This is a genomic window from Prosthecobacter sp., assembly GCF_044378005.1.
Classification (GTDB): domain Bacteria; phylum Verrucomicrobiota; class Verrucomicrobiia; order Verrucomicrobiales; family Verrucomicrobiaceae; genus Prosthecobacter.
Genome location: NZ_JBILYB010000096.1, coordinates 1 through 24,278, shown reverse-complemented (window position 1 = coordinate 24,278; position 24,278 = coordinate 1). Strand labels below are relative to the sequence as shown.

Genomic DNA, 24,278 nt, shown 5'->3' with positions numbered 1-24,278 from the left:
CTGAGCATGACGCGAGTCTATCCATCCGATTCGCGGATGGGAAGCAGACTTTTCCTCCAAACTCAGTAAGTCGCGCGACCGCCCGAGAGGTCAAAGACAGAGCCCGTGCTGAAGGAACAATCCTCCGAACACAGCCAGGCCACCAGCGCCGCCGCCTCATGCTTCTGACCGAAGCGGTTCATCGGGATCTTTGACAGCATGTAGTCCACATGCTGCTGCGTGAGCTGCTTCAGGATGTCGGTCTCGATCACCGCCGGAGTGATGCAGTTCACGAGGATGTTTGAGGTGGCGAGCTCCTTGCCCAGAGACTTCGTTAATCCAATGACGCCAGCCTTCGAGGCGCTGTAGTGCGCGGCATTCGGATTGCCTTCCTTTCCCGCGATGGAGGCGATGTTCACTATGCGCCCATAGCCGTTCTTCAGCATCTGCGGCACCACACCACGACAGCAGAGGAAGGGACCATTCAGATTGATCTCCACCACTCGCCGCCACTCCTCGGGCGTTGTTTCCCAGAGCTTCGCATTTGTGCCGGCGATGCCTGCGTTATTGACCAGCAGGTCGATTTTCCCAAAGGCCGCCAGCGTCGTCTGCACGGCAGCTTCCACGGACTCCGCGCTCGTCACATCCACCTGCGCCGTCGCCACGGGACCGAGAGCCCCCAGCTCCGCCTTTGCTTCCGCGAGAGCAGCGGGATCGATGTCCCAGAGACAGACAGACGCGCCATCGCGCAGCAGACGTTCAGCGATGGCTTGGCCGATGCCACGGGCACCACCGGTGATGATGCCGACACGGCCTTGAAGAGAGGAAGTAGAACTCATGAGGTTGGGATAAAAAATAGATCAAATCATGCCTGGCTGCCATCCAGAGACTTCGCCAGAGCCTGATCCTATACGCGCCCTCATGGCCGGATCATCCAAAGCACGATCCACCGCATCTTGGAGAGCTCCAGAAGTCAGGTCCCGCAGCAGCGGCACGGGCGATCCACTGCCCGGCACGTAGGCGGAGCTTTGGCGTTCGCCTTCATACGTCCCCGAATGAATCACCCGCCCCGTCGCAGCTTCCAGCACACTCACCCGCAGCCGCGCGTAGCCGTAGGGATGCACCAGCAGCTTGCAGTGCAAATCCAGGACCTCCCCCGTCACGGTGAACCTCGCCGCAGATGGAGAGGTCAGCATCCCACGCGCTTGCAGTGCGTAGCCAAACGCATTCGTCACCGCATTCGCCACAGGCACAGTCATCTGCACATGCTCCACCGGCGTACCGATCTGCGTGCGCACGGTGCCGAGTTCATTCGGGCCCAGATCTCGCCGATCTGTAAAGGCCTGCGTGGTAAACTCAGGCGCTCCCGGCTGCACATGCCCGACTGCGGACGCATAGTCGAGACTGACCTGGCTGGTGGTCGTGCACGAGGCCAGGACCATGAGACTGCTCATGATGATGAAGAAAGGGCGGCTGGGTTGCATAGCGGCTCATGCATAGCCTCCACTTGGCCGGATTCAATTCGGAACCCCACACGATTCACTCTCCGGCAGGGCTTACACATCCCCATGACAAGGGGCTTTTCGCGACAGGATTCACAGGTCTGAAAAAATCCTGTTCATCCTGTGAATCATGTCAATCCTGTCACCAAGGCCATGATTGAGAATCAGTTACCGATTTGATGCCTAAGCCCTGACTCTCCGGCAAGAAAGTCTTGCACCCCGTCCCACAAAATCGCAGTCTCGCGCGCTTTCATGCTCCCAAGGTTTCGCCCCCTTGGCCGTTGTGACTTGCCGCCGCCCTGCATGAGCGATTCCCCCCAGTCCGAAGATCCATTTCAGCATCTCCCCACCTCCGGTGGCGAGGAACTCGACGCACGCGCCGCCAAGGCCCAGCTCTGGAAACAGATCGCCCAGCAGCGCAAACAATCGCGCATCGCCCCCGCCGAGCCCGAGCCGCCTGCCGAAGAACCCGCCCCCGAAGCCCCGCGCTCCTCCCGCGATGAATGGGCCGAACTCTTCGCCATGGACGCCGAGTCCCTGGAGCCAGCACCCGCCCCCATTCCGGCAGCCCCCCCTGCCCCGGCAGCCCGCAAACGCAGCGTCATCCGCCGCAGCACGCCTCTCGCCGCCCCCACCGACGAGGCATTCATCCCCGAGGAAACCGCCCCCGAGCCCGAGCGCATCGAGATCACGGCCCAGGAGGTCAAAGCAGAGCCCCAACCGCAGCCCGAGCCCATCGTCACCCCAGAAACACCGGCACCGAAGAGCGAAGCCAAACCTGAGACCGAAGTCCCCAGCACCTCCGAATCCAGCGACACCAAAGAAGACAAAGCCGACAAAACGGATAAAGCCGACGCGCCCAAACCCGCGCCAGCCCCAGCGGACAAGACCGACTCCGAAAAAGAGATCCCCTTCCTCGTCACCCTCATTCAAAAGAAATGGGTGCAGTGGGGCGGCGCCTCCCTCTCCCTCAGCCTCGGCATTCACGCCCTTATTCTAGGCATCGGCGGCTTCCTTGTGGTGAATCAGGTCCTGCTTGATGAAGCCGTGGACTTCCTCCCCGGCGGCACCCAGCAGGGGCAGCAGGCCTCTCAGGCTCTCGAACACAAGATCCAGCAGAAGAAAAATCCCTGGCTCAAAAAAGCCGTGCCCATGCGCAAGCTCGCCGCCGTCGGCTCCATCTCCGACATCGTCCTGCCGGATGAAGTCCCCGACCTGCTCGATCTGCCCAGCTCCAACGACATGCTCACCAGCGCCAAACTCGGCGGCTCCGGCCTTGGTGGCGGCGGTTTTGGCAAAGGCATGGGCCTCGGTGCCAAGAGCGGCATGGTCTTCCAGCCCCTCTCCATGTTTGGCCGCGAGATCAAGGCCAAGCGCCTCGCCCTCATCCTGGATGTCTCCAGCTCCATGGCCCCACATCTCCCGCGGGTCATCGCCGAGGTGGATAAAGTCGCCCGCGGCAGCATCGTCGTACTCTTCCCCGGCTGCGGCCTGGATTCACCGCCCAAGGCCGGTCTCGATGGCGAGCAGGTCTTCCGCACCAACGGTGCCGAGTTCGAGCGCTTCTGGCGCATGGGCGGCATGGCCAGCTACGAGGAGGCGCGCAAATTCAAATTCACCCGCTCCGACCCCATCACCAGCGAGAGCATCTACCTTCTCCTCTCCAAGCGTCCCCAGACCCACTTCATCCACTACGTCGGCACCGGCTACGCCTGGACCGCCCTGCTCAGCGAGCAGGTCCGCCAGGCCGATGCCCTCTACTGGTTCTCCGACTTCCAGGATCACGTTGATTTCAGCCAGCTCGAGATCGTCCGCGAGAATCTCATCCGCCGGAAACAGAAGCTCTACATTCAGCCCTACATGCACGGCTCCGCCTTTGACCTCGTCAAAAGCCAGCTCGTCGATCCCACCGGCGGAGAAGTCATCGAAGCCACCCTGGAGTAGGCCTCAGCGCGCCGCCCGCTGGATGGCATGACCCGCCTTGGCCACCCCCGTCCCCGCCTTGTAAGCGACGCGATCCATTTCATATCCCACACGCTGCGCAGGCCCGCCTGCCCCACGGCAACTGGCAAGAAGTCCGCTGGCAGCAATCAAGGAAAGGGCGATGAGGAAGTGTTTCATGGCAGGCACGATTCTACCAAAATCCATCCAGGCTTCAAGTTTCACCACTTCACCCCCCCGAGTTGAAAACTCGTTCTACGCCCTTCGCAGCGCGTTGATCAGCGCATCCACCTTGTCGAGCAGTCGCTGCATCTGCGCCTGATTGTAAAAGCCGTCCGCCCCCTCCAACAGCATTGCCACCGCGTTGCTGTTGCTGCTCGTCGTGGTGATTTGTGCTGCCAGCTACGCATAGGTCCGGGCCTTCCGGGCCGGTCTGCCCCGCCGGGATGCCGAAACTCAGGTTCAGCACATCGACTGTGAACCCCTGCCGAGACCGGCGCCGGGTCCGAGTAGGGCAGAGTCGTCCCCCCGTCCACCACCGCCCCTGTGAGGGCAGTTGGGCTATATGTGCCCGCCGATCATCGTTGATGATGATCAGCGTATCTCCTGCGCTGCGTTCCTCTTTGAGGCATTGCGCCAGTTCATTCTAACAGAAGTGTTTCAAGCCCGGTTCTTCAGCTTTTCTGCTTTGAGCTGGAAACGCATTGATGGCCCAGAGCGCGGAACACGAATCGAGGCAGCGCGGCCAAGCGGCACAGACCTGGGCCGGATCATGCCTGAATTCTAGCCAACTCGAATGGTTTAGATATATTTAACAGTTGATATTTCTATTATATTCCATAATTTCCATCACATTACCCTCTCTGCCTGTCTCACACCTCCCCATGATGCCGTTGATCCAAAACCTGCTCGCCGAAGCTGGCTGCGCCGATAATCCGGCGGTGGCAGAGGCGGTGGAGCAGGCCTGCTACAACCAGACTTCCTTTGTCGAGGCGGTGCTGGATTGTGAAGGCGTGCGGGAACGCGACTTCCTGCTCGCGATGGCTAGCACGCTAAATCTGACTTGGTGGGAAGGCGGCGGTGACAAGCCTGCGGAGCCCGGTTTGCGCCGACATCTGCCTGCGGAGATCGCGCTGCGGCATCGCGTGCTTCCAGTGAAGTTTGAAGAGGCGACGGAAGAGAACGATCTCGGCCACAGCACGCTGCATCTGGCGACTTTTGACCCGCTGAATCTCGTCACGCATCAGCGCGTGGCCTCCAGCGTGCCGCACAACATTGTCTGGCACATCGGCCAGCGCACGAAGATCGCCGAAGGCCTGCAAAAGCTCTATGGCCTGGGCGCGGATACCTTTGAAAAGATCCTGCGTGGCCGTGCCGACTGGGGCAGCGAGGAACTCGGCGATGAAGTCACCGTTCTGGATGGTCCCGAAGACGAAGAGGCCAGCGTGGTTCGCTTCGTGAATCAAATCCTGCGTCGTGGCCTAGAACAACGCGCGACGGACATCCACGTGGAGCCGCAGCAAGATCGCCTCCGCATCCGCTACCGCATCGATGGACGCCTCGAAGAGCTGCCCGTGCCAGAGAACATCAAGTCGCTGCAAGCCAGCGTCATCGCTCGTCTGAAAATCATGGCGCGGTTGGACATCGCGGAAAAGCGTCTGCCCCAGGATGGCCGTATCAATCTCGAACTCGATGGCATGCCCATCGACGTCCGCGTGGCGACCATCCCCAGTGTGGAGGGCGAAAGCGTCAGCCTCCGTCTGCTCGCCCAGCAGGCTGTGACCATCGACCGCCTCGGTATGACCGACAACGTCCGCCCCGTGGTCGAAGAACTGCTCAAGCTCCCGAACGGCATCATTTTGATCACCGGCCCCACCGGCAGCGGCAAGAGCACCACGCTTTACGCCTACCTCACCGAGCTGAATCAGGCCCACCGCCGCATCGTCACCATCGAAGATCCGGTGGAATACAAAATGCCCGGCATCGTCCAGATCGCCGTGAAACCAGAAATCGGCCTCACCTTTGCCACCGGCCTGCGCAGCATCCTGCGTGGCGACCCAAACGTCGTGATGATCGGAGAAATGCGCGATCTCGAAACCACCGAGATCGCCATTCGCGCTGCTTTGACGGGCCATCTCGTGCTCAGCACCCTGCACACGAACGACGCCATCGGCGGCATCACGCGACTCGTCGATATGGGTGTGGAGCCTTTCCTCGTCTCCAGCGCCGTGCGGGCCTTCTTTGCCCAGCGTTTGGTGAGAAAACTCTGCCCGCTGTGCCGTCAGCCCGCCGAGGTCGAGCGCGACTACCTCCAGAGCATCAATTTCCCCATGAGCACGCCCGGCACCATCATGCGTGCCGTCGGTTGCGAGGCATGCCGTGGCAGCGGCTACCAGGGCCGACTCTCCATCTATGAGGTCGTGCTCGTCACCCACGCCCTCCAGCATCTCATCAACACCCGCGCCCATCCCGCCGAGATGCATCGCCAGGCCATGAAGGACGGCTTCATCCCCATGCGCGGCTACGGCTTCCAAAAAGTCCTCACCGGCGACACCACCATCGAGGAAGTCCTGAGCGTCACCGCCATGGACCGCAAAGCGGACGACGGCGTGCCTACGAGAGCCGTCACCGTCCCCCTCAAACACGCCGCCTAGTTCGTCATTCGGATTTCGTCATTCGTCATTTCTAACCCATGCCCACCTTCGCCTACAGCGCCCACGGCCCCTCCGGTGTCATCACCGGTGAGGTCAGTGCTGCCGACCGCGCGGAGGCCATGACGTTGTTGGGCAAAAAACGCCTCAGCCCTTTCCGACTCGAACAATCCGGCGCAGCCGGTGTGGCTCAAAAAGCGGCCACCAAAGCGCGTGCCGACGCCGCCGCGAATCCAGCGGGGCCGATCAAGCTCAAGACGCAGCAAGTCCTGCTCTTCACCGAGGAACTCTCCGACCTCCTCAGCGCTGGCATCCAGCTCGAACCCGCTCTCGCCACCATGGAGCGACGCCGTGAGCTTTCCGGGGTCAAAACACTCGCCACCGCGTTGCGCTCGAAAGTCCGCGATGGTCTGCCCTTCTCGAAAGCCATCGCCGCCACCAGCCCGAGCTTTGGCGGACTCTACTGCGCCCTCGCCAATGCCGGTGAAGCCAGCGGCACCCTGCCTGCGATTTTGAAGCGTCAGGTCGATTACCTCAGATCGCTCGCCGCGCTGAGGTCGAAGGTGCTCTTCGCCCTGATCTATCCCGCTTTCCTCGTCACGGCGGCTGTCGCGGTGACGCTGCTTTTCATCGTTTACCTCATCCCGCAGCTCATGGAGCTCATGGATAGCACCGGCGGTTCCTTGCCAGTCGCTGCGCAGATGATCATGAAGTTCAGCGACCTGCTAAAGGCTACCTGGTGGATGATTCTCATGGGCCTCGTCGCCGCCGTCATTGTCGCCAAAGCTTGGCTCAAGCGCCCGGAAGCACAGATCCCCTGGGCTCGCTTCAAGCTGCGCCTGCCGCTCTTTGGCGAAGTCCTGCGCACCCGCTTCTTCGTCCAAATGCTGGAGACCATGGCGAACCTTCTCGGCAACGGCCTGCCCATGGTCCACGCCATGCAGCTCACCCAGCAGGCGATTGAAAACCCGCACTTCAACAAAGAGTTCGAAGGCGTCATGGCCCACGTCGCCGAAGGCATGAGCCTCTCCCGCGCTCTGGATCGCAGCGGCCTCTTCCCGCCACTGCTGCTCGACATGGTGAATGTCGGCGAGCAGACCGGCGACATGTCCGCCGCGCTCGCCAAAGCCGCCGAGCGCTTCGATCGCGACCTCGGCAAGAAGATCGAAAAGCTCACCGCCCTGGCCCAACCCGCGATTGTCTTCCTCATGGCCGGCCTAGTCGGCACCATGGCCTACCTCATGATGACCGCCATCTTCCAAACCATCGGCAACATCAGCAAGTGACTCACCCCATCCAAGCCTCATGAAACACACAAACCTCCGCTCACGCCGCTACTCCCGCGGCTTCACCCTCGTCGAGATCATGCTCGTCCTCGGCATCATCGCCCTGCTTGTCGGTGCTGGCATTTACTCGCTTGGCGATGTCACCAGCTCTGGCAAACGCACCCGTGCGAAAGCCGATCTCAACGCCCTCACCGCCGCCCTTCGTGGTTATGAAGTCGATAACACCTTCCTGCCTACCACCGAGCAAGGATTGATGGCCCTCGTGACCAAGCCTTCCAGCCGTCCGACGCCACAAAACTGGACCAACAAGCTTAAAAAGCCGCTCCTCGACTCCTGGGGCAACCCCTACCACTACCGCCGCCCCGGCACGAAGGACAAAGGCGGCTTCGATGTCTTCTCCGCCGGTCCTGATGGCCAGCCAGAAACAGCGGATGACATTGGCAACTGGGACCTTTGACCGCCTTCGGCGGAAATGACGAATGACTAAATCCGAATGAAGAATCTCCAGACATTCATGAAGCAAACGAAAACCAAGTTCGGCAGCGAGCTTGGCTTTCGTCATTCCGGCTTCACGCTTGTCGAGATTTGTATCGCTCTGGGTCTCTGCATGTTGCTGCTCGGCATCGCCACGCTGTCTGTCACGGGCTTGCAGGATCAGGCACGGCTGAAACGCACCGCGTCCGAGATCGAATCCACGGCACGCAAGACTTTGCAGGATGCCATCATGGGCCAACGCACCATCGAACTGGCCCTGGATGGTGGTCTCGGCGGAAATGAAGGTGGCCGAGTGCAGATCAAGCGCCTCGGCGACAAAGCCTTCCGCAACGCCAAGCGCGGCGAAGTCTGGGAATTCAGCCCCACCGGCATCTGCGAGCCTCTCGAAGTCCGCATCACCAGCGCCAGCGGTGTCATTGAACTTGGCTTTGATCCGCTCACGGCCTGTGCGGTGAAAAAGAACGTCTCTGTGAAATCATGAAGACGAAGCCGCCAGCACCAGTAGGAGCGTTCGCCAGAACGCAAGGTTTGGCGCGCCTTCCAGCCCTCGTGCTCTGGCGAGCACGCCTGCCTGTAGGCGCATTCGCCAGAATGCGGTCTGGTGGATGCACGTCCAATCCTCATGCTCTGGCGAGCACGCCTACGGCTGGTGGCTTCGCCTTGCTCGAGATCATCCTCGCGATGGCGCTCTTCAGCATTGTCGCGGTCGGCATGACACGGGCTTTGGATCAGATCGCCCAAACGACAAAAAGCTCCCGCCAGGAAGCCCAGGTGCTGCGCGTGCTCGAGTCCGTGCTGGCTGAAGTCGCTCACCAGCCCGAGCTGAAACCACGCACCATCAGCTTCCCCAAAACGTCTGACGGCATCGACGCCAGCGCGAGCATCGAGAAGGTCCACCTCTTCACCCAGGACAAAGCCGAGCTCGATAAAATGTTCCGCGTCCGTGCTGAAGCCTGGCTGGCCGATGGAGCCAGCAAGCGCCGCCTGAAACGCCAAATGGAAACCTATGTGTATTCACCCACCAGTCCTTAAATCGGCGCAGGTGAATCGCCTGCAACGCCGCCAATCTGCCTTCACCCTCATCGAGGTCCTCCTCGCCATGGGCGTGATCGGCTTGCTGATCGGTGGCGTGTATGGTTTGGCGAACGGAGCCATCCAACTCGGTGCGTCGATGAATCAATCACGCATCTCCGAGACCCGCCTCACCAACTTCACCGCCGCCTGGCGCGACTATTTGGAAAACCTGCCTCCCGGCATTCGCCTGAGCTGTGGTTTGGAAAAAGCCAAACGCGGCGCCGGTGGCAATCTCCTCATCGAAGGCGGCCAGGTGCCTTTCGTTTGGACACGCGGCGTCCGGCTGGCTGATGCCGTCGAGTTCGCTGTCACTCGCGGCCAAGAAACCGGCAGCCTGAAGCTCAACGTCCGCCATCTCAAACGCCTCGAAAAACCCAACGCCTTCGACGCCTACTCCCAGATCGCCGAGCTGACCTTGCTGGATGGCCTCAAAGAGTTCAGATGGGAGTTCTACGACACCGAAAAGAAGCGCTGGTTCGCCACCTGGGACGCCGACAAGCGCCCCGCGCCTCCTTTGTACATGAAGCTCCACTTCCAGTTCCTCAAAGACCCGAGGGAGTATGAGTTCACCTACTGGATCGCGAATGACCTCGTGGCTCAACAATGACGAATGAGTAAAACCGAATGACGAAACAACACTCCAACACCGAATGCCGAAAAGGGGATCACTCGATCCTTTCGGGTGGCGTTCGTGCTTTGGGCTTCGTCATTCCTTCGTCATTCGGATTTCGTCATTCGTCATTCCACCGCGGCTCCGCCCTCATCGCGGTGTTTTGGATGATCGCGGTCATGGGGATGGTCGTGCTTGCGGGAGCCAAGGCTCTCCAGTCCGACACGCAGGCCACGCGCGAGCTTCGCGGACGCACCTTTGCCAAACGGCTTGCGCAGATGGGGCTCGAAGTGGCACGGCATCCGGCCATCCAAATGGACGATGGCCTGCTGCACTACACCTCGCCTGAAGGTGGTGGCTACGATGTGAAACTCACCACGGAAGAAGCGCGACTGAACATCAACGTGCTGCTCGCCAGTGGCGACAAAGTGCTGCTGCCTCGTTTGTTCGGTGCCTGGGGTCTGAATCCTCAGCAAAGCGGCGCTCTCATCGACGCACTCCGCGACTGGATCGACGAAGACGACAAAGTAAGCCTGCATGGCGCGGAGAAGCGTGACTATCAAAAAGTCGGCATGGAAGGTGTGCCCTTCAACAAACCCTTCCGCGAGATCGAAGAGATGCTCATGGTGCGCGGCATGGACGCCATCAATGTCATGCGTCCCGACTGGCGCGAGTGGTTCACCGTCATGGGCGATGGCCGTGTCGATGTAAATGAAGCCCGCGCCGAACTCATCGCGCTCATCGCCAATGTGCCGATCGAGCGCGTGACACCTCTTTTAACCCTCCGCGCTGGCAAAGATGGCGCGATGCACACCCGCGATGACAACCGACTCGGCTCGCCCGTGCAGGTGGCTCAGCTTCTCGGAGTTTATCAGCCCCAGACCGTCGAACTGCTGACGCGCTGGATTCAATTTGCCGGTCCCATCAAGCGTCTCGAAAGCACAGGCTACTTTGGCGATATCCGTCGCCGCCTCGTGCTCATCGTGCAGAACCAAAAAGCCATCTGGCGTGGCGAACTTCCCCTTTCCTCTCATGGCTCGTAATCGCAAACCCACACACGATCTCCTGCTCCCTGGAGCGGATGGCTGGTCCCGCTGGACTGGCATGGAGGGCGCTGCCTGTGAGCACGCCGCCGACTTCGGCCAAAGCGCAGGCGTCTTTGCCAAAGAAGCCCACCGCCGAGTGCTCGCCCTGCCTGCCTCACACGCCTGGGTTTTACCAGCCTGGCTGCATGGCATGCCTGAGCATCTGCGTGACATGGCGCTGCTGCATCTGGAGCGCATCGGCGTCCGTGTGACTGATCCCGAGCACGGTCTGCAAGTCCGCCGCATTCAGGAAAAAGACGGCGCCCACCTCGCCTGCATCCTCGCGCTGAAAGAGCAGCCTGCACCGCTCTGGGACACGCTGCGTCTGCCAGATGAAGTCGTGCTCAGCGCGCAATGCCGCGACCTTCCCGCCGACAGCATCGTGCTTCAGCGCGAGATGGGCCGCCTCGTCGTCACCATCTCGCATGGCAGCGAGATCGTCTATTGCAGCCCGCTTTCCGCGCATCGGCTCGATGAACGCGCCTTGAGCGAGCTAAACCATCTTTGCCTCCAGCTCGGCTTCCAAAGAGTGCTCGGCAAGGTCGAAGGCATCGTGCTCTGGCTGGAGGAAGAAGGCGACATCCAGCAGATCGAGCGCATCACCGGACTGCCTGCCCGCCGCGAAAGCATCCCCGCGCCGCGTTTGCCAGCGAAGGACAGCAGCACGCTCGTGCCTGCGGACATCCTCGCCGCACGTCAGCGCGCCCAAGCCAGCGCTCGCACGCGCGTCACCGCACTCAGCATCGGACTCGCTTTGGCGGCCTGCATCGCCGTCATGATGGTGCTCATCACCACCGCCACACGCGAGCGCGACATGCTGCGGGATAAGATCGCCGATCTCACGCCGCGTGCCTCGCAGGTGCTGGATCAAAAGAAAGCCTGGATCGAAGCCGCGCCCGCCGTCGATCCCAGCGCCGGGCCGATGCAGGTGCTGCTCGACGTCATGAGCCCAAGCTCCAGCACCGAAGTCGGCATGACCAGCTTTGAGTGGACCCCCACCAGTCTGGCGCTGCGCGGACGCACCGCCTCGCCATCGTTGGCCCTGCAATACGCGAAGGAGATCACCGAGGTGGAAGCGCTCAGTCGCTACGCTTTTGAAACACCCGCACCGCAGATCGCCAGCGACAACACCGCCACCTTTGAACTGAAAGGAGAAGCCCAGCCATGAAGCGCAGCGAAAAAATACTCCTGACAGTCTTTGGCGTGCTCTTCCTCGTCATCATCGGCGGTGGCGCCGTTGCCATGGGCATCAAGCATTACATGGCCATCCTCGAAGAAAACGACGGCCTCCGCACCCGCATCATCGAGATGAATGAAGCCATCGCCCAAGGCAGCGAATGGCAGCGCCGACATGACTGGCTCGACAAGAACGTCCCCAGCTTCACCTCGCGCCAGGAAGCCTCCACTCGCTTGCTCGAAACCATCCAGAAAGAAGCCGACAAGCTCTCCCTGAATCTCACCGACCGGCAGTTCCTCGAGCCCGTGAAAACGATGGGTCAAGATGGATTGCCCATCGAGGAAGAAGGCGGCTACCACGATCAAGCCTCCGTCAAAATCACCCTCACGAAGGTGAAGGAGCAGCCGCTCTTCCAGTGGATGCACACCCTGCAAACGCCGGAAGGTTTCCTCGGCATCACGCGCTTGCAAATCACACCCGCAGGCGAAGGCAAGACCGTGAACGTCGAAGCCGAGATCACGCAGTTTTATCGTGAGAAGGGGCCAGCCAAATTCAGCAAAGCCAACACGCCATGAAATTTTCAGTTCTCAGTTCTCAGTTCTCAGTTCTCAGTTGGTTTGCACTAGCGCTGACGGCTCATGCAGCGGACACGCCGGTCGTCCACCCGACGCTCGATCACTACGCCGCGCTTTGGCAGCGTTCCGTCTTCACCACCAAGGATCTGCCATCTCCCGACGCCCCCACCGGCCCCATCTTCACGGACAATCTCAGCCTCGCAGGCACCTACGAGATCGACGGGCAATTCGTCGCCATCCTGCTCGACCGCACAACCACGCAGTTCACGGAAGCCCGCATCGGCAGCGAGAACGAGCAAGGCATCAAAGTCCGCAAAGTCCAACCTGGAGCCACGATGGACAAAACCCGCGTCCAACTTCAGAAAGGCGATATCGCTGGTTGGATCAGCCAGAGCGAAGTTGCCGCCGCGCCTGCAGATCCAGCACCGCAGATCCGTCAGGCTCAGCCAGCCCATGCGCCAGCAGCCACGCCACTCCTACCGCCACCGAGCATCAACAACGCCGGACCAGCCCCGACGGCACGAGAGCCCGCCATGAGCAACGACGTGCCTCTGCCGCCGCCTTGATGGACCTTGGAAAGATGGGCAAGACTTGAATTTCAAGTTGCCAGCTTTGGAGGTGAAGCGGAGCTTACTCCACATGTCTGGACTCGTGGAGATCCCCCCGCATCACTTATTGGCCGCCTTCCAGGCGTTCTTCGCCTTGTCCATCGGACATGCGATGATGGACTTTCCCTTCCAAGGAGAATACATCGCCACCGGCAAGAACTGGCGGCTTTTGAAGAAACTCCAGGACCCTTCACGGCCTGTGCAGATCTGGATCTGGTGCATGAGCGCCCATTGTTTTTTACACGCAGGCGCAGTTTGGATGATCACGGGCTCCTTCCTTCTCTGCCTGATTGAGTTCACGGCTCACTGGATCATTGATGTGCTGAAGTGCAGCGGCAAAACAAACTTCCATCAGGACCAGCTCATGCACTACTTCTGCAAGCTTTCCTATGCGGTGGTGCTCTATCTCGGCTGCAAGCCGCCGTTCTGACGCGAACGAAGTCGCAGACAAAGAACTGCGATCACCAGCGTGCCCGCAAACCACCACGGCCACCATGCGAGGCTGGCGGCGAAGACCTTGGGATCTTCGGCGGGGAGATGGAGTCGGCTTTCCAGCCAGTGCGTGTGCCAGCCAAAGAGCAGCGTCATGCCGCCGTAGGCGAGGTTCATGGTCATTCCGCGAAAACTCAAAGCGGTGGCCCGACGTTCGGAGCTGACTTCGGCATTGAGGTAATGGGAGAGGAAGAACTGGAGAAAGCGCATGCCGAGCATCAGCGGCATGATCAAAGCCACGCCCAGCCAGCCTGACTGCGGATGCGCAGCACAAAGCAGGCCGCCGAAGATGACAAGCGCCAGCCCGGTGAAGTTTCGCGTCAGGCTGAAACGCCCCGTGCAGCGCTCCATGAGTCCGGCGGTGAGCAGACCAAGCATGGAAGCCACGGTGCCGATGACGCCATACCAGCTCTCGCCGATGCCGACGAGACGGTAGAAGTTTGAGGCCACGGTGAGGAAGAGCCGGATGATGCTGTCGAACACGAGGCCGAGCACGATGATTTTCAGCGCGGCATGCGTGTGCCAGATCCAGCGCCCAGTTTCGATGATGCCGCGCACGGCCTCGCGGACACGTTCGGTCAGGCTGGCCTTCATCGCCACCAGCGGAGCTTCAGTCATGCGCAGACACACCGTTAGGCAGGCCACACCGGTGAGGAAGTTCAGCACGAGCGGGATCTTCATCGTGATCGCGCGCCCGACATCGCCCATGCCGAGCCATTGCAGCAAAGCAGAGACGTTAGCATGATCGTAGAGCACGGAGCCAGAGATGGAGGACACGATGAAACCCAGCGCCATCGCACGACTCAAGAGGGCCATCACCTTCGGCCAAAGCGTGGTGCGTTCACCTTCCTGTAGTGAATCGTAGGCTAGGGCTTCGTCGGCACCACTTGCGCAGGCTTCCGCTGCACCACTGAGGATGCGATTAAGCACGAAGAGCCAGAGCACCGCGTCGTGATTACCCACCGGCATCAGGCAGAGCACGCCCATCTCCGCCACCATCAACCAGCCCGCAATGATCATGAGCCGCCTGCGGCCAAACTGATCCGCGAGTGCACCGGACGGCACCTCCAGCAGCACGATGGTGATGGCCCAGATGACATTCAGCGCCGCGAACTCCGCGATGCTCAGCCCGAGATCAAGGAAGAGCACGGTGAAGATCGGGTAGTAGAAGCGGCAGTTAAACAGCAGCCGGAACCAGATGAAGAGGCGGGCGTTGAGAGGCATGAATGACTTTGCCTTACGCGCCGGAGATCATGTTTGACAATCATTCGTTCACTCCGATGATCGGCGCTCATGTTCACCGCCTGCTGCGTCTCCTGCCTCGCCCCCTCCATTTTTGGAGCGGCGATGACGCGCGCCCATGCTGGCATGGCGGTCATTTACAATGACAAGCGAGTCGCGCTCCGCCTCCCCTGCCCTGCCCGACGAGTGGTTCACTCCTGATACAAACCACCACTCTCTTTTCACCACCGGCCGGGCTTCCTTCAGGAGTCCGGCCTTTTTGTTTTCACCAGTCATGCCTTCTTTCTTTAACGACCTGCGCGCGCTGCCACGGCCCTTCTGGGTGCTGGTGGGAGCGACGTTTGTGAACCGGTTCGGGCTCTTTGTCTGGCCCTTCCTCACCCTTTACATCACCCGCAGCGGTCACAGCGCCTCCGAGGCGAGTTGGGCCGTCGCGGCTTACTCCACAGGCAGTTTTTGCGCTGCCTTCCTCGGCGGCTGGCTGGCAGACCGCCTCGGGCGGAATGTCACGCTCGCCCTCTCCGCGCTTGGCGGGGCGGCGTGCATGATGGCGCTCTCACAAGCACATGATTGGCGCTGGCTCAGTGCCATCGCCCTCATCACTGGACTCGTGAGCGAGGCGGGATCGCCTGCGGGCAGTGCGCTCGTCCAGGACATCGTGCCGGTGCATCAGCGCGTCATGGCTTATGCCGTGCTGCGCTTCGCAATCAATCTCGGTTGGTCATTCGGTCCTGCTGTGGCTGGCTGGCTGGCGGAGAGTTCCTTCTTTTGGCTTTTCGCGGTCGATGCCACCACCTCACTCATCTTTGGCATCATCGCCTGGACCTGCCTTCCACGCGGAGAGCGCACGGAGGCGCATCAGGCGGGCTGGAGCATTGCGTGGGCATCCATTCGGCAAAACAAGCCCTTCCTCACGCTCGCACTCACCTGCGCCCTCGTGGCCTGGATCTTCCGCCAGACGAGCAGCACCTTCCCGCTGCACTTCGAGCACAGCGGACTTCCTGCCCATTGGACCGGCACCGTGCTCGCGCTGAATGGCGTGATGATCTGCCTGCTCGAAGTACCGCTCGCCTCGCAGACACGCACCTGGCCTGTGCGAGTGATGCTCGCACTCGGCTATCTGCTCATGGGTGGCAGCTACCTCCTGCTCATCGGCAAGCCCGGCCTGCCCATCTTCTTCCTCATGATGATCGTCTTCACCCTTGGAGAGATGTTTGCCTTCTCCCGTCAGCAGGCCTATGCCGCCAGTCTCGCGCCTGATGCTATGCGCGGGCGCTATGCCGGCTTCCTCAGCCTGAGCTGGGGCCTCGGCGGCATCATCAGCTCCATCGCTGCCCTGCATCTTTTTGAAAACTCACCCGACCTCGTGTGGATCATCAGCGCTGTGCTTGGCCTCATCGCTGCAGGAATGATCCTGCGGAAGTAATTGCCGCTTGTCGCCGCACTTCATGTCCGCAGTATGCGCGCCCATGCTCCGATTCCGCCTCTTTGACTTTCCGATCCTCGTCCACTGGATGTTCTGGGTAAACATGGCCCTGCTCGGCGGTGCCATTAGTGCTGATACCCCCCAGGAGATGCAGTCCCTCTTTGGCTGGGTGGCGGCAGCCTTTGTCTCCATCGTCATCCACGAGCTCGGCCATGCCTTTGCCATGCGCCACTTCGGGGACCGGCAGGTCGGCATCCTGCTTTACGCCTTCGGCGGACTCGCGCGCGGCAGCCGCTGGCTCTCGCGGGTGGAAGACATCATCGTCAGTGCCGCCGGACCTGCCGTGCAGATCGCCATCGGCTACACACTGAAGCTCCTGCTCTCCGGCTGGGAGACCGAGTCCATTCTGCTCGGCTCCTTTGTCCAGGGCTTCATCTACGTCAGTATCTTCTGGGCTCTGCTAAATCTCCTCCCCATCATCCCGCTGGATGGTGGGCACATCTGCCGAGCTTTCCTCGGTGCCTCCCGCGTCCGCACCGCGCTCATCATCAGCATGGTCTGCGCCGTCGGCATCGGCCTGCTGGCCCTGCGAAGCGGCAGCCTCATCACCCCCCTCTTCTTCGGCATGATGGCCTTCAACAACTGGAAGGAACTCCAGGGCCAGCCCCAGGTGCCTTGGATGGAAGGACGCTGAGTCTTCCTCTCCCCGAGGTGCACGGTGTTCCGGCTCTGCGGCAGGATGAATGCGTGTCACGAGTGGAGATCGACGTTGGGTGGCGTCCGCGACTTTGTCGTCGGGTTGAAAACGCTGGAGGGAAGAAGGCAGGCTCTGGGTGTGATCGCCCCTCTGCGGAATGAATTCCGCGCTCAAACAACGCCCCTTGCCACCCGATGTGGCGCGAACCGCAACGTGGTTCCGTACCGGCTTTGACCGGGGGATGTCCACCGCGCGAATCCGGTGCGGACGTTGCAGGGTAACCTCGCCAAGGCACGGCAACCCTTCGCTACGATTCGCAAGCCCATTGGGCTTGAGGAACACTGCCGAGGAGTTTCCCTCCGATGCCTTCGTTCTTGTCAGGATTTGGGGGCCTGTGGCATAGAATATCCATGTGAAAACGATTTGGGAGAATGGTGAAACATACAAAGCGCAATGCGAGGTCATCCGGCATCGAGTGTCTATGTTTGGACAAGCGCACGGCTGCGAACCTATTCCTAGAGGGAGGCACGGCCATGCAGGCCTCTCCTGCAACTTTGGGAGCTTCACTGGCATTATCGACATTCAGATGGATCGAATTGATTGGAACGAGATGCCCGATGACATTCCACCTGAATATCCTTTCGAGCTATGGTGCAGTGCCTATAAGGACCACGGTCTCTACTGTCTGAACAACGTTTTTTGGGAGTTACCCTTTTGTGAAGTCGAGAAGAACCTTGATCGCTTTCTGGCGGTCTGCTGGGACTTCCTTACCAGTCTCAACGAGACTGATTTCACAGATGCACTGCCCGAACCTTCAATCTCACCAGATCGAAGCTCAAACCTCGGCGGGCCGAAGCCTCGGACATTCCAGAAGAGCAAAACTACATTCACTGCTTCTGGAGCCTCATAGAGGCGAGAGATAATAGCCCACGGATTTATCCGTGGGTCGAGGCGGGCACTAGGCTCAGAGAGCCAGAGTCCCGGCAGGGACGAAAGAGCGTCTTGAGAGGTGCCGGATCACATTTCGCCGCTTGGATGCGCGATGGGTCGTGGGGAGACCGGGATGTGTCCAGCACGCGGTGCCTTCTTTCGTCCCTGCCGGGACTCTTGGCGATGGGGACATGTCGCCCGCGCCTACCCACGGATGAATCCGTGGGCTATTGCCTGCCGCCTCTCCGAGGCTGGGGTCGGAGGAGTTCTCTCCGATGCCTTCGTTCTTGCCTGGATCTGCGGGCTTGTGGCATAGCGGGTAGATCTCTGCTCATGTGTGAGAGAGCCCAAGAAAACAGTGGCGGAGGTGGCTGGAGTGTGAAGGCATCCAGTGCGCCAACCATTCCCAAGCTACGGCTTACAGCGCTTCCTCTGCGGTCTGACTTTTGATCTACAGATGATATGAAATGTCTGATAAGTAACCACTGCCGAGAATAATCTTGGTGTGGGGGGGTGGGTGGCTATACTCGCGGGAAATCTGTTCTGAACAGTCAACTCAACCCTAGCAGACCAACCTGAGTTGAAGGGACTATTTTTTTGCTAATCGTTCACCTGTTCTACGACTTCTATAATACCATGAATACGTCTTCCTCATACCTCGTTCGGTTCACACGGAGCGTCATTTTGGCGAGTGTGTTTGTACTTTTCATCGCCTCTCATGCAGAGGCTCAGACGGTCAAGCCGGTGGTCAATCCGCTACAGTTTCCGAGTGAGTTAATGGTTAGTCAGCCAGTCAATCTCAGCGTCAGCGCGACCAATACGCCCACCAAATTTACGATTACGGGGCTGGTCAGCGGACTCGATTATGATCCCGTGACGGGGGCGATCACTGGGCGTGCGACGGTGCCAGGTGCTTTCATTGTGAAGGTCAGTGCGAGCAATGCTGCTGGGCCCAGTGCTGTCGTGCAAGCTGAGATCAATGTATCACCGCTGCCACCAGAGGTACCGGGCACTTATGACGGCTGTGTGTCGCGTCAGTCTGTGCTCGGCAACAATCTCGGGGGTAAGCTGCATCTTGTGCTCAGCCATACGGGGCAATTCACGGGTTCGTTGAATTTAGGCATCGAGACCTTGCCTCTGAAGGGCGCATTGATGACAGACGCATCAGGCCCCATCGACACGGATCTGATCATCGCCCGCAAGGCACCGGCCAGCGCGCTCCGCCTCAGGCTGCGTCTGGTTTTAAGTGGCCGGATGCTCACTGGCAGTCTTGAAGATGGTGCGGTCGGTGCGGGAGGCTTTGTCCCCGGTGCCAACAGTGCGCTGATCTCCGCCGCGCAGATCACTCATAGTCCTTGGTTTTACACTGGCAATTACACGCTGGCCGCCAGCCACGAGGTCACTGGTGACGATAAGCCCCAAGGCTATACGATCGCCTCATTTAAAGTCAGCAGCACGGCGGTCGTCACGGGTGCCTTCAAGCTCGCTGATGGCACGCCTGTCACCTTTGCAGGCAATGTCGGACAAGATGGCAGCCTGCCTGTCTTCGCATTGCTTTATACCAAGACCGGCTCGCTTCACGGTAAAGTCAACATCGACACCACGCAGCGCAACCGCCTTAACGCCAGCACGCTTACTTGGAACAAGGCAGTGCAAACAGCTGCTAACCGATATTTCAAAAATGGCTTCAGCCCCCTCACTCTCAGCGTCATCGGTCGGCTTTACAATAGCCCAGCCGTCGGCGGCACGCCCATGGGCCTGCCGAGTGGGGCGGGCAATGCACAGCTCATCTTCACTCAGGGTCTAGCGCCCAGCCCGACCACGCGGCTGGATGTCAATCCACTGACCATCGGCATCACACCGGCCTCGGCTGTCACGCTGCCAGTTAGCGCCACCGCAACGCCGACGCCTGGCAGCCATGCACAGACCACGCTCAGTCTCGTCCCTGGCAGTGGCAGTGTCTTCAGCATCGGTAGCACTGGATTCATCAACGGTAAGATCGTGCTAAAGGACTACAATCCCGTCAGCCCCGCTAACACTGTGACGCGCACCAATGCCTACCAGGCGCTGATCGTCGATGATGGCAGCAGCAAGAAAGGCTACGGCTACTTCCTGCTCGAAGAACTACCAAGCGGTATCCTCACGCCCACGACCACGCTGTATCGCTCAGGTAAAGTCGTGCTCAGCGCTGCTACTGTGCCGCCTGCGCCCTCGTTCACGGTCAATGCCACACAGGATGCGTTTAACATCCACATCGACGACACCTACCTCGCGTCCAGTTACACTCTCTATATCAGCGATTCACCGAACGTCAGCTCTGAGACCTACCTCCGCAAAGTCACGGGCCTGACTCGTCGTGACATCTTCCTCAACGGCCTGCCTCCGGGCGTGCCGTATTACATGATCCTCGTCGCTAACAACGACCGCGGCAGCGCCACCAGCGCGCCTGTTGTGAAAACCTTTGGCCCCAATGCCACCGTCTCTGGCCGCATCGTCGTCCAGATGCCGGATGCGGATAATGTGCCCTTTGTCACTGGAGTCCCAGGCCGCCTCGTCAGCCTCGGCAGCGGCCCTGGCGCTAGTCCCCAGCAGACGCAAACCGATGCCGAGGGCCGCTTCACCTTCCGTCAGGTTCCACTGGGCAGCTACAGCATCACCGTCGCGGCTGATGTCGAGTGGTCCGGCACGCAGATGAATCCCTTTGACCTCACTGCCAATGGACAAACCCTGGGCAGCATCCCCATCACCGCCATTGCTGGGCGCACTGCCGTCACTGGGCGCGTTTATTTTCAAGACGGCACACCCGCCGTCGCGAAGATCCCCGAGTTCGACATCGACGAAGCGGCCGCAGTCACCTTACAGGCAGCTGGGATGCCAGGGAAAACGATCACCGTGGCAAGTGATGGACGTTACCTTTTCAGCGTGCCCGACATCGCCTTCCCCGTCACGCTCAATGCCACGCTCAAAGGTGCCTCCGGCAGTCTGCCTTTGAGCCAGCCCGTCCGCACCTCACACGACCTCATCTTTAGCGCTACGCCGCCGAGTATCGGCAGCCTCAGCTTCACCGACGCCGTCCATCTGCCCATCTTCAGTCTTCATTGCCTAGAGGTCTTTAATCTCGTCCCTGAGTTGCTGAATAAGGACCTGCTCGCCGCCACAGTCCGCTGGCAGATCACGACACCCGACGGGCAAGTGCTGGCCCGCGCCGAGGGCCCCGCGCCCAGACTCCAAATCAAGGACAACATCCCCTCTGGCACTCTTCATATCCACGGCATCTATAGCTCTGAGTTCGCCGTCACCACCCAGGTCATCACTCAAGTGCGTTATAACTGCGGACGGAAGCGTTGCTGGTCGGGTGCTGTTCTGGAGTGGAGCGCCGCCACGCCTGCCACACTCGTCCCGATCTCCGGTGCTATCGTCAGCGTCACCGCCAGTAACATCGTCGGTACCGCCACAGTCACCACCGACGCGCAAGGTCGCTTTGACTTCCCGAAAGGCACTGAACCCATCAACCCCCTCGTCCAGATCACCAAGGCCGGTTACGTCCCGTAATCATGGAAGTTTAACAAGCTGCCCGAAGAAGCCGAGTTCCCGCTGATCAAAACCACGACCATCACCGCCACCTGGCCCGCTAGTGGCGCAGACATCCCCCTACCTAACAGTTACTTCCTCCGCAACAACGGCAACGTTTGGACCAAGAAGGGCCTCATCCCTTACACCGGTCAGATCAAGATCGAGATTGGCTCCTACGATCCGCTGGCCACCTGGCAGCCCTTCCCGCCGCAGCCCAGGATGGACACGGCCTCCACAACAGTCTTCCCGCGCCTCGCCTCGGGCGTCTGGATACTTGTGACTGGCACTGCAGGTGAGATCATCAATCCCACCGGCGGCCCCGCGCCCAGCATCGTCTGGACGCCCACACCCGCCGCTACAGCTACAGGCGCACCGCTGGCGGGAGCCCCTGCCGCCGTGCCAATCGCACGCCTCATCGATACGCTGGGCCTGTATTCTAATGCAGGCAATACCACCTCCATCCTCGGGGCCTACATCATCCCATGGGAAAATGCCACGCTCCTCTCCATTTATGCCGCCGCCGCGCAGACACAAGTCCTGCTCACCGCCGACCGCACGCTCAACTTCCCTTTCCAAGTCCTCGTCAACAACAGCAGCTTCCCCATCACCGTTTACAACAGCAGCGGTGATACCACCAACGGCCCACTTTCCCTCCCGTCGAACATCCCCGCGCGCTTCCGCGTGCTGAACCTCCGGCAGGCCCCTGGCGTCTATTCCTCCACCTATCCGGCGTTTACCCCGATCATGAGCTACGCCAAGCAGGTGATCGTCGATGTCACCAAGCCTAGTGCCGGTATGCCGCCGAGCGTCGGAGTCACCCAGAACCTCAGCCTCTCCCAAAACATTGTCGAACTGCAAATGCCGCCTCGGCTCACCAGCATCGGCAGCAAGCTCGCCAACCCCAGCGCCTTCCTCGACGTTTACGGTATGTACAGCGACATTACCGCCAGTTCGCCATACTCCCACATCGCTGACGAGTACTACGCCGCGATCAACGCCCCGCTGACCTTCAGCGCCTGGAAGACCAGGAACCACTTCCCACAAAACATCCTCACTGGCACACCGCCCGCGCCCGCCACCGATCCCTGGGTCACCGCCTATTATTACAATCTCGGCGACCTCGGCTTTGCCCGCCGTCAGTCCATGCGTACCTTCATCGGCGTGGATGGACAAACCAACGTCGCCATGGCCGTCACGAACTTCCGCAGCATCGAGGACGCTCATTGCGACCGCAACCCCCTCGCCACCGTGTGCATGGAGTATTCACCGCGCTCCTACCTCGACTCCGTGGACGTCAGCGACGCCATTAGCGTCATGAAAAGCCTCTACCAGCGCTACGTGCAATTCACCGTGTATTCAGGCAATACGGAGACCCTCGTGAAGCAGGCCAGCCTTGACGGCTCCACGCCCAAGCCCGTGCCGAACCTCTGTGTCACCTGCCACGGCGGCAATCGCTTTGAGCCCGGCGGCTCGCCCAATCTCGGCTCCGTGTTCATTCCGTTTGATACCGAATCCTTCACCTATCACCGCGCCTTTGGCACACAGCCCGTCGCCTTTGCCGCGCTGAACAAAGGCGTCCTGCAAACCCAGGCCAATCCTACCGTCGTCAATCTCATCCACGGCTGGTATGGCGCCACGGATCCCACCACCGCCACTGGCACCTTTAACGCTAACTACGTCCCCACCTACGCTCCTGGAGGATTCACCGCCTGGAGTGCTGGGGGTGCCACCGCTGCCGCCGAATACAACGGCATCTTTAAGACCGCCTGCCGCGTCTGCCATAACTCGCTCATGCCCGGCTACACCCTCGTTGACACCTGGGACGCCTGGCAAAGTCTGCGCGGCCCGCAGCCCTCCTACGCCCCCTGCAATCTCTACATGCCCGCTGCCCAGCGCACCTGGGGCATCTTCTGGGGATCAAGAGCTGGCGAAGTGATCCTGCCAGGCAGCGGTCACATCCCTGACTACCCCAGCCAGATCTTTGGCACCTACCCGTGGCCGCTTGGCTGCCCGGACCCGAATTAGACCGAACCACGTGATTTGAAGTAGCCCATTCACGGGAGGAGAAGGCGCTGGGGCCAAATCGAGGCGGTGGTCACCCCTCACCCAGCCTTTCGCTTCGCTGAGTCGAGGTGTTGAAGACCTTCCTTGCCGAGCGAGAGATGGCGGCTGATCGCTTATTCGAGGCTATCGAGATTGGGCCAGATGGGGCATTTGTCTCCGGATCTGGGGCTTTAACCCGATTCTCCCTCCCCCCGCTGCGGAGGCGGTTTGACGAGATGCGGCGGGGAGAGGGGCTCTGGCCCTACAGGGCTTCGGAATCGAAGGAATGTTTGGCAGAGCCCCCAGGGCTGCGCTCTCCCGCAAGCGGGTTCGCTTGCTCTGGGCTTTGCTGCCACGGCCCTTTGGGGCTGAGAAATGGGTTTCGGACATGGCTCGAATGTTTCCGCAGCCAAACATTTTGGCTAACGAGTGATCTGCTCGCTGTGTTATCATGAACGGGAAATGCGTTTGATCCGAAGATGAAGCCGCTCTCTCATAGTATCGATCATCCTGCCGACCCGGTGGCGAGGATGGAGCATCAGCTTCCGGTTTTGATATGGAAGGTTCCGCGTCTCGTGCAAACCGTTCCGCGTCTCGTGCAAACCGTTCCGCCTCTCGCGCAGACTGTTCCGCTTCCCGCGCAGACCGTTCCGCTTGCCGCGCAGACCGTTCCGCTTGCCGCGCAGACGGTTCCGCTTCTCGTGCAGACAGTTCCGCTTCTCGTGCAGACGGTTCCGCTTCTCGTGCAGACTGTTCCGCTTCTCATGCAGACTGTTCCGCTTCTCATGCAGACCGTTCCGCTTCTCGCGCAGACTGTTCCGCTTCTCGCGCGGACGGTGCCGGATTTTGCGCTTGGCCTGCGGGCTTTTTTTTCATTAGCATGACTTGTTCG

The 24,278-nt window shown here is 60.4% G+C and carries 22 protein-coding genes; 18 read left to right on the top strand and 4 right to left on the bottom strand.

The annotated features are described in order from the left end of the window. Positions 1 to 62: 62 nt before the first annotated feature. Both AC6FTP_RS17285 and AC6FTP_RS17280 read right to left on the bottom strand, forming a co-directional pair. Positions 63 to 818, bottom strand: coding sequence for an SDR family NAD(P)-dependent oxidoreductase (locus AC6FTP_RS17285; protein ID WP_497208171.1), 756 nt, complete (start codon positions 816 to 818; stop codon positions 63 to 65). A 21-nt stretch (positions 819 to 839) separates the two neighbouring features. Beyond that, positions 840 to 1,463, bottom strand: coding sequence for a hypothetical protein (locus AC6FTP_RS17280; protein WP_497208170.1), 624 nt, complete (start codon positions 1,461 to 1,463; stop codon positions 840 to 842). 321 nt (positions 1,464 to 1,784) lie between these two features. On the opposite strand from AC6FTP_RS17280, the gene AC6FTP_RS17275 reads away from it, so the two are divergent. Then, positions 1,785 to 3,425 (top strand): hypothetical protein, encoded by a 1,641-nt coding sequence (locus AC6FTP_RS17275; RefSeq protein ID WP_497208169.1) that lies wholly within the window; start codon positions 1,785 to 1,787, stop codon positions 3,423 to 3,425. 3 nt (positions 3,426 to 3,428) lie between these two features. Here AC6FTP_RS17275 and AC6FTP_RS17270 read toward each other — a convergent pair whose 3' ends face one another. Continuing rightward, complete coding sequence (locus AC6FTP_RS17270) at positions 3,429 to 3,602, bottom strand: hypothetical protein (RefSeq protein WP_497208168.1); 174 nt, start codon at positions 3,600 to 3,602, stop codon at positions 3,429 to 3,431. Positions 3,603 to 3,987: 385 nt separating this feature from the next. Between AC6FTP_RS17270 and AC6FTP_RS17265 the strand changes: the two genes are divergently transcribed. The 12 genes from AC6FTP_RS17265 to AC6FTP_RS17210 all read left to right on the top strand — a co-directional run bounded on the left by AC6FTP_RS17265 (position 3,988) and on the right by AC6FTP_RS17210 (position 13,413). Continuing rightward, positions 3,988 to 4,209 (top strand): hypothetical protein, encoded by a 222-nt coding sequence (locus AC6FTP_RS17265; protein ID WP_497208167.1) that lies wholly within the window; start codon positions 3,988 to 3,990, stop codon positions 4,207 to 4,209. A gap of 97 nt (positions 4,210 to 4,306) precedes the next feature. Then, entirely contained in the window at positions 4,307 to 6,076 is a 1,770-nt protein-coding gene (locus AC6FTP_RS17260; protein WP_497208166.1) for a GspE/PulE family protein, read from the top strand. A 38-nt stretch (positions 6,077 to 6,114) separates the two neighbouring features. Beyond that, positions 6,115 to 7,359 carry a type II secretion system F family protein gene (locus tag AC6FTP_RS17255; RefSeq protein WP_497208165.1) on the top strand — a complete coding sequence of 415 codons (1,245 nt, stop codon included), beginning with the start codon at positions 6,115 to 6,117 and terminating at the stop codon, positions 7,357 to 7,359. Positions 7,360 to 7,378: 19 nt separating this feature from the next. Beyond that, positions 7,379 to 7,816 carry a type II secretion system major pseudopilin GspG gene (gene gspG / locus AC6FTP_RS17250; RefSeq protein WP_497208164.1) on the top strand — a complete coding sequence of 146 codons (438 nt, stop codon included), beginning with the start codon at positions 7,379 to 7,381 and terminating at the stop codon, positions 7,814 to 7,816. A 57-nt stretch (positions 7,817 to 7,873) separates the two neighbouring features. Next, the gene (locus AC6FTP_RS17245; protein ID WP_497208163.1) at positions 7,874 to 8,335 is read left to right on the top strand and encodes a pilus assembly FimT family protein; all 462 of its coding nucleotides are present in this window, start codon (positions 7,874 to 7,876) and stop codon (positions 8,333 to 8,335) included. Positions 8,336 to 8,514: 179 nt separating this feature from the next. After that, positions 8,515 to 8,886, top strand: a complete 372-nt coding sequence (locus AC6FTP_RS17240) for a PulJ/GspJ family protein (RefSeq protein ID WP_497208162.1) — start codon at positions 8,515 to 8,517, stop codon at positions 8,884 to 8,886. A 10-nt stretch (positions 8,887 to 8,896) separates the two neighbouring features. After that, positions 8,897 to 9,535 carry a prepilin-type N-terminal cleavage/methylation domain-containing protein gene (locus AC6FTP_RS17235; protein WP_497208161.1) on the top strand — a complete coding sequence of 213 codons (639 nt, stop codon included), beginning with the start codon at positions 8,897 to 8,899 and terminating at the stop codon, positions 9,533 to 9,535. A 17-nt stretch (positions 9,536 to 9,552) separates the two neighbouring features. Beyond that, the gene (locus AC6FTP_RS17230; protein ID WP_497208160.1) at positions 9,553 to 10,581 is read left to right on the top strand and encodes a type II secretion system minor pseudopilin; all 1,029 of its coding nucleotides are present in this window, start codon (positions 9,553 to 9,555) and stop codon (positions 10,579 to 10,581) included. Next, complete coding sequence (locus AC6FTP_RS17225) at positions 10,571 to 11,791, top strand: hypothetical protein (protein ID WP_497208159.1); 1,221 nt, start codon at positions 10,571 to 10,573, stop codon at positions 11,789 to 11,791. Before AC6FTP_RS17230 ends, AC6FTP_RS17225 begins: the two co-directional genes overlap by 11 nt. Continuing rightward, positions 11,788 to 12,375, top strand: coding sequence for a hypothetical protein (locus tag AC6FTP_RS17220; RefSeq protein WP_497208158.1), 588 nt, complete (start codon positions 11,788 to 11,790; stop codon positions 12,373 to 12,375). The genes AC6FTP_RS17225 and AC6FTP_RS17220 overlap by 4 nt, the downstream gene beginning before the upstream one ends. Beyond that, the gene (locus AC6FTP_RS17215) at positions 12,372 to 12,941 is read left to right on the top strand and encodes a hypothetical protein (RefSeq protein WP_497208157.1); all 570 of its coding nucleotides are present in this window, start codon (positions 12,372 to 12,374) and stop codon (positions 12,939 to 12,941) included. Before AC6FTP_RS17220 ends, AC6FTP_RS17215 begins: the two co-directional genes overlap by 4 nt. Before the next feature lie 73 nt (positions 12,942 to 13,014). Next, a complete protein-coding gene (locus AC6FTP_RS17210; protein ID WP_497208156.1) occupies positions 13,015 to 13,413 on the top strand; it encodes a DUF3307 domain-containing protein in 399 nt (132 codons plus the stop codon). On the opposite strand, the gene AC6FTP_RS17205 is transcribed toward AC6FTP_RS17210, so the two are convergent. Beyond that, complete coding sequence (locus AC6FTP_RS17205) at positions 13,386 to 14,699, bottom strand: MFS transporter (RefSeq protein ID WP_497208155.1); 1,314 nt, start codon at positions 14,697 to 14,699, stop codon at positions 13,386 to 13,388. The genes AC6FTP_RS17210 and AC6FTP_RS17205 overlap by 28 nt on opposite strands. A gap of 292 nt (positions 14,700 to 14,991) precedes the next feature. On the opposite strand from AC6FTP_RS17205, the gene AC6FTP_RS17200 reads away from it, so the two are divergent. The 5 genes from AC6FTP_RS17200 to AC6FTP_RS17180 all read left to right on the top strand — a co-directional run bounded on the left by AC6FTP_RS17200 (position 14,992) and on the right by AC6FTP_RS17180 (position 24,270). Then, positions 14,992 to 16,143, top strand: coding sequence for an MDR family MFS transporter (locus AC6FTP_RS17200; protein ID WP_497208154.1), 1,152 nt, complete (start codon positions 14,992 to 14,994; stop codon positions 16,141 to 16,143). 43 nt (positions 16,144 to 16,186) lie between these two features. Then, entirely contained in the window at positions 16,187 to 16,837 is a 651-nt protein-coding gene (locus AC6FTP_RS17195) for a site-2 protease family protein (RefSeq protein WP_497208153.1), read from the top strand. Positions 16,838 to 18,406: 1,569 nt separating this feature from the next. After that, positions 18,407 to 21,322 carry a carboxypeptidase-like regulatory domain-containing protein gene (locus tag AC6FTP_RS17190; RefSeq protein WP_497208152.1) on the top strand — a complete coding sequence of 972 codons (2,916 nt, stop codon included), beginning with the start codon at positions 18,407 to 18,409 and terminating at the stop codon, positions 21,320 to 21,322. A gap of 240 nt (positions 21,323 to 21,562) precedes the next feature. Beyond that, positions 21,563 to 23,368: a hypothetical protein gene (locus tag AC6FTP_RS17185; protein WP_497208151.1), complete on the top strand. Its 1,806-nt coding sequence runs from the start codon at positions 21,563 to 21,565 to the stop codon at positions 23,366 to 23,368. 497 nt (positions 23,369 to 23,865) lie between these two features. Beyond that, entirely contained in the window at positions 23,866 to 24,270 is a 405-nt protein-coding gene (locus AC6FTP_RS17180; RefSeq protein WP_497208150.1) for a hypothetical protein, read from the top strand. Positions 24,271 to 24,278: the final 8 nt, after the last annotated feature.